The 5,965-nt window shown below is 66.4% G+C and carries 5 protein-coding genes and 1 pseudogene; 2 read left to right on the forward strand and 4 right to left on the reverse strand.

The genetic code is table 11. The annotated features are described in order from the left end of the window. The coding region (locus D588_RS0117360; RefSeq protein ID WP_017916884.1) for an aldolase/citrate lyase family protein at nucleotides 1–303 on the reverse strand (303 nt) is incomplete at its 3' end. A 210-nt stretch (nucleotides 304–513) separates the two neighbouring features. Next, complete coding sequence (ybaL, locus tag D588_RS0117365) at nucleotides 514–2,193, reverse strand: YbaL family putative K(+) efflux transporter (RefSeq protein WP_017916885.1); 1,680 nt, start codon at nucleotides 2,191–2,193, stop codon at nucleotides 514–516. A gap of 480 nt (nucleotides 2,194–2,673) precedes the next feature. Here ybaL and D588_RS0117370 point away from each other — a divergent pair, with 480 nt between their 5' ends. Then, nucleotides 2,674–4,188: an MASE1 domain-containing protein gene (locus D588_RS0117370; protein WP_081613585.1), complete on the forward strand. Its 1,515-nt coding sequence runs from the start codon at nucleotides 2,674–2,676 to the stop codon at nucleotides 4,186–4,188. Here D588_RS0117370 and D588_RS0117375 read toward each other — a convergent pair. Continuing rightward, nucleotides 4,178–4,609, reverse strand: coding sequence for a hypothetical protein (locus D588_RS0117375; RefSeq protein ID WP_026143831.1), 432 nt, complete (start codon nucleotides 4,607–4,609; stop codon nucleotides 4,178–4,180). The two genes, D588_RS0117370 and D588_RS0117375, sit on opposite strands and share 11 nt — an antisense overlap. Before the next feature lie 342 nt (nucleotides 4,610–4,951). Here D588_RS0117375 and D588_RS27985 point away from each other — a divergent pair, with 342 nt between their 5' ends. After that, nucleotides 4,952–5,125 (forward strand): hypothetical protein, encoded by a 174-nt coding sequence (locus tag D588_RS27985; protein WP_157836486.1) that lies wholly within the window; start codon nucleotides 4,952–4,954, stop codon nucleotides 5,123–5,125. A 280-nt stretch (nucleotides 5,126–5,405) separates the two neighbouring features. On the opposite strand, the pseudogene D588_RS0117380 reads toward D588_RS27985, so the two are convergent. Continuing rightward, nucleotides 5,406–5,965, reverse strand: a pseudogene (locus D588_RS0117380) (TonB-dependent receptor); the annotation flags it as partial.

A 5,965-nucleotide genomic window follows, 5' to 3' on the forward strand; every position in this document is an offset into this window, starting at 1 on the left:
CGGCGGGAAGTGCGCGGCGGCGACCGCGCGCTCGGCTTGCTCGGTGCTGTCCAGCCCGGCCAGGACCACGCCGCGGGCGCCGGCATCGAGCACCCGGCCGATCAGCTTGGCATCGACCTCGGGCACGCGCACCCACGGTTCGCAGCCGCCCAGCTCGCAGGCGCGGATGGCATGTTCCAGCTCGGCGGGCGAGCGCAGCACATGTTCCAGATCGAGTACCGCGAAGTCGTAGCCGACATGCCCGAACATCTCGCACAGCAGGGCACTGGGCACGGAGTTGAGCAACCCGATCTTGCAGGCCATGGGGGAGGGCGCGCGGAACTGGGGAAGGGAGCGCAATCCTGCCGCAAACGAGAATGCTTATCAAGAAGATTCGCTGCAGGTCTTCACAGCCGCCGTAGACGCTTTCTGTGCGCCACCACACTTTTCGCTGCGACTAACTCGCCGAAGAGGAGCCGCTTTTGCGAATCCCCAATCCCGAATCCCCAATCCCTCATCCCTGCGGTCAAGGCCTCAGCGCGCCGCGGCACGCATCCCCCGGTACGGCGGCGTCGCCATCACCATTTCCGCCAGCGAATAGGCCAGCTCGCGCTCGGCCATCACCGTGCCGTCGGCGCCGTGGTCGAGCAGGTGCTTGACCTCGGCATCGCTGTGCGCCCGCGCCAGCAGGGTCAGCGCCGGGTTCAGCGCGCGCAGCTTGGCCAGGGCCTCGCCGGCCTCCAGCGGCTGCGGGATCGCCAGGATCGCGATCTTGGCCTTGTCCGGATGCGCCTCGGCCAGCACCCGGTCGGCGGCGGCGCTGCCGCGGATGCCGGGGATGCCGTCGGCGTGAGCGCGTTCGACGTGGTCGCGGTTGTCGTCGATCACCAGCACCGGTACGCCGCGCTCGCGCAGCACCGCCGCCAGCGCGCTGCCGACCCGGCCGTAGCCGATCACGATGGCGTGGTCGACCAGGTCCAGCGACGGGCCCGGCGGCAACTCCGGCTCCACCGTCACCGGCGCCTCCACCGCCTGCCGCGCCTGCCAGCGGTCCAGCCAGGTGAACAGCAGCGGGTTGGCGATGATCGACAGCAGCGCGCCGGCCAGGATCAGGTCGCGGCCGGTCTCGGGCAGGATCGCCAGGCTCACGCCCAGGCCGGCCAGGATGAAGGAGAACTCGCCGATCTGCGCCAGGCTGGTGGAGATGGTCAGGGCGATGCCGGTGGGATGGCCGAACGCCCGCACGATCACGAAGGCGGCCAGCGACTTGCCGACGGTGATGGTCAGGAACGTGGCCAGCACCTGCCAGGGATGCTCGACCAGGATGTGCGGATCGAACAGCATGCCCACCGAGACGAAGAACAGCACCGCGAAGGCGTCGCGCAGCGGCAGCGAGTCGTTGGCGGCCTTGTGGCTGAGCTCGGATTCCTTCAGCAGCATGCCGGCGAAGAACGCGCCCAGCGCGAACGACACGCCGAACAGGGTGGCCGAGCCGAACGCCACGCCCAGCGCGATCGCCAGCACCGACAGGGTGAACAGTTCGCGCGAGCCGGTCGCGGCGACCTTCTCCAGCGCCCACGGGATGGCGCGGCGGCCGACCACCAGCATCACCGCCACGAACGCGGCCATCTTCAGCAGGGTCACGCCGAGCGCGCCGAGGATCGCCCCGGTGTCGGCGCCCTTGCCGCCGAGCGCGTCGGCCAGCGCCGGCAGCAGCACCAGCGCCAGCACCATCACCAGGTCCTCCACGATCAGCCAGCCGACCGCGATGCGCCCGCGCAGGGTTTCCAGCAGGCGCCGTTCCTCCATCGCCCGCAGCAGCACCACGGTACTGGCCACCGACAGCGCCAGGCCGAACACCAGGCCGTGCAGGGTCGGCCAGCCCATGCTCCAGGCCAGGCCCCAACCGAGCAGGGTGGCGACCGTGATCTGCGCCAGCGCGCCGGGGATCGCGATCCACTTCACTTCCATCAGGTCTTCGAGCGAGAAGTGCAGCCCCACGCCGAACATCAGCAGCATCACCCCCAGTTCCGACAACTGGGTGGCCAGGGCCTGGTCGGCGACGAAGCCCGGCGTGAACGGGCCCACGCAGATGCCCGCCACCAGATAGCCGACCAGCGGCGAGAGTTTGAGGCGATGGGCGAGCGTGCCGAGGATGAAGGCGAGCGCGAGCCCGACCGCGATGATGTCGATGAGACTGGTGTCGTGATGCATTCAGGATCGCAGAACAAGTAGACCCCGAGTGTCGCCGATCGGGGCTTTTGTCGGCAAATGGATGGGTGGCGCCAAACGGCTGGCGGACCCCGGGCATCGTGATTGGGCCACAGGCCCATTACGTGGCGGGCTGCGCGTGCGGCGACAGGACGGAACGATCTCGGGCGGCGGCTGGGCGGCCGCCATCGGGAGCAGGCGGCCGCGAGACGCATGCCCCCGGCATCGCGCAGGTGGGGCATGGACGCGCGTGCCAGGGCCGCGAGCCGCGCAACCGGCGACCCGGGCGGTGCCGCATCCCAGCCCCGGCCCCCGCTCCCCGACACCCTGAGTGGGATGGAAGTCGCAGCGATCGGGTCCCTCGCGCAACTCCCTGTCGGGAAAGACATTACACCAGATGATGGACGTTATCTGTCTACTGTTTCGGCCCATGCCGTGGTGTATGTTTGCGCCAATTAGGTGTCCTGCCAGGACCAGGGTGGCATGGCTAGACTGAAGACATTCGCGAGCGGAATCCTCTTGAGCGCGGTGTACTGCGCGGCCTACCTGGCCGTGTGGCACTGCTCTCTGGATCAATGGTTCCTGCCGATCGGACTGCGCACCGCAGCACTGCTGTTTCTCCCGTATCGGCTATGGCCCTACGTTTTTCTGGGAGACGCGGCGGCGCTGCTGAGCATGCGTGTGCCGATGATCGAGGAGGGCGGGGCAAATCCGGTCTGGGTGTACGGCAGCTCGTTCCTGTTGATGCCGGCCTTCTCGCTGCTGCCTTGGGCGGTCCGGCGCAGCCTTCCTGATTTCCGGGTCGAGCAGAGCTGGCTGCCGCTGATCTGCCTGTGCGCGGCATTGTGGGCAGTGCTCGTCAACAAGGGAGTCAACTGGCTGCTGGGTGGGCCTGCCGCCTATATCAATCTGGAAAACACGCTGAAGTTCTGGATAGGTTTCTATCTGGGTATCGTCATGTTCGTCTTTCCCGCCCTGCTGTGGGTCAGGCGAGGAGAGGGAGATACAGGCGAGCGAAGGACGCTGCTGCACAGCGCAGGCGTCGCTACGTTACTGATGGCCGTCCTGTTCGCTGGGGCAATGCAGGCCGAGGGTGTGCTGCGCCAGTTCGTTCTGGTTCTGATGATCGCGCCGGCTGTGTGGCTGACGTTCAAGCATGCATGGCGAGGCGCTGCAATCGGTGTTGTGATGGCCAACTTTGCGGTGGCCATGTCACTGCCAAAGACCAACTATGCCGGTGCCTACGATGCGGACACATTGCAGGTGCAGTTGTTGGTGGCATTCGCGGTGACTGCGCTCGCTTCGCTAGGCGCCAGGCTCTCTGTCGCCTTCGACCAGGCGCAACGCTTCGGCTTTGCCGAAAGGCAGGCCCTGCAAGTCGCCCAGGCCAGCTACATGTCGGCCGAGCGCACGCTGCGTAACCGCGTGATCGAGTACACCGACATCCATGTGCACATCAACAAGCTGCGCCGCGACATCGCCAGTACGCTGAAGGAGCACGGTCACTACGCCGCGGCGATGGAAATGAACCGTACCGGGGTGATCCAGGCGCAATTGCTGGACGATTACGTCGCGGCGCTGTATCCGCTGGATATCGAAACCCACGGCCTGTACGGCGCGCTGAATTCCATCGCCTTCGCCAACGCCTGCGATACCGAGGTCGAGGCGAGGCTGCACGGGGATTCGCGGCGGCTTTCGATCGGGCTGCAACTGGCGGCGTATCGCTGTGTGCTCAACGCCATGGAAATCCTGCCCGATGCGGGCCGGCACACGATCACTGCACGGGTCTGGACGGCGCGCGGCAAGCGCGGCGTGGTGGTGACCGTGGAAGCCGATGCGGCGATGCCGGGCAGCGATCGCAGGCAGCATAGCGCTGACGAGATGGACTGGGAGTTGGCAAGCCGGTTAAAGGCTCATGACGGCACCTGCCGGCGCCGTCATGAGCGGAAGATCAGTTTCCTGATCTCCGAGCCGCTGCAAAAGACCGTTATTTCTTGATGGTCACGGTCCAGACGTCGCCGTTGGCGCCGCTGGTCACCTGCACGGTGAAGTAGCGCGCATCGTAGACCACGGTGCCGCGGCTGCTGTCGAAGGTGTCGACGGTGCTCACCCGATCCACGTCCTTGCCCATCGGCGTCACCCAGGCGGTGTCGCCGACGCGGCCGACCGCACCGCGCACCTGACCGGTGCTGTCGTTGATCTGCAGGTAGGTCACGCCGTTACGCTCGAACTGATAGATGCGCACCGATGCGTTGGTGGACAGGTTGGTCGCCGCTGGTGCGCTCTCGCCGAAGCCGCGAATGGCGATCGGCGTACCGACACCGCCGCCCGGACAGCAGCTCTGTGCATAGGCATTGGACGCCAGCGCAGAGCAGAGCACGATGCCCGAGAGTGTCGCGAGTTTAGAAGTTTTCCACATAATCAGGTCCTTCCCCGGATGGGGCTTTTTTGCCTGCCGTTCAGGCGATTCCACATTACGCGAATCGCAACAGGCCACTGTTGACAAATAATCAATCGATTCATACTTGTGATGTGGCTCACGCTTATTTTTGCGGAAGAATTCCCGCAAATACGCCGCATCGGCTTGCTCAGGTATGGCCCCAGGTCAAGCGCGATTCGCGTCGACCATCCGGCATCGCCGGGGTGTCGGGCGTGGACCTTACTGCAGTTTCCATGCCACACATTGCGGGTATGTCCTCGCGGTGCAGCAGGGCATGTTGTTGCTGGCGCTTCCGCGTTCGGCACAGCCAAGCGATGCCAAATGCCGCTGTCGATGGCGAGCGCGTTGCATCGTGGGGAAATCCATCGCGCCGTCGCCCGGCGTTTTTCGAATGCGATCACGAGTCGTGCCTTGTCTGAGATGGCCATCACCGACGTGACCGGATCGGTACAGTCGCTCGGCCCGATGCGCCCGGATCGCGCGGCGAATGTTTGACGCCTCTGCGTCGCCGTCGGCCGCGATCAGGCGACGCGTCGCTGCAAACGCATGGGTCGAACGGATGACGGCGCGAGTGCGATGCGTTGCCGACCGGGACGAGGCTTATGGGCGCGCGCTTTGCCGACGCTTCGTCACCGCCGCGTTGATGCCCATCCGATTCCTGCGTCAGCGGTGTAGCGCCGCACGCCATCGAGACCGACCTGGCGGACATGCGGTCGCCGCGTTGTCTGCGATGAACGCGGCGGCGGCGGTGCCGGGACACCGCCGCCGCAATGCATCACCAGCTGTAGTTGACGTTGGCGTAGGCGAAGGCGCCGTTGAAGCCGAACGGCGAGGACGTGCTGTACGGCAGATAGGTGCGAGTGCCGGCGCCGGCGCGCGAGCGGTCGGGATACTCGTTGAGCACATTGTCGCCGCCGACGGTCATGCGCCAGCGGCCCAGCGTGTAGGCGGCCGACAGGTCCAGGGTCCATTTGGCCGCATAGGTCTGGTCGGCGGCCGGCGTGGTGCCGAAGTCGGTGAATTCGCCCCAGCGCGTGGCCGTGGCGGTGAAGGCCCAGGCGCCGGGCGACCATACGCTGCTCAGGAAGAACTTGTCGCGCGGCGAACCGCGGGTGATGCGGCCTATCTCGGCGCGGCCGATCCGCACCGCGGTCGGGTCGATCGCTTCCAGCACCGCCGGGTTGCCGGCGATCTTCTCGATGTCGGTCTTGTTGTAGTTGTAGCCGGCGGTGAGGTCGAGGCTGCTGGCGGGCAGGGCGAGCTTGTAGGTGCCGATCGCGTCCACGCCCTGGGTCTTGGTGTCGATGGCGTTGGTGAAGTAGCGGCCGGCGCCGC

The sequence above is a fragment of the Xanthomonas sp. SHU 308 genome, from assembly GCF_000364645.1.
Lineage (GTDB): Bacteria > Pseudomonadota > Gammaproteobacteria > Xanthomonadales > Xanthomonadaceae > Xanthomonas_A > Xanthomonas_A sontii.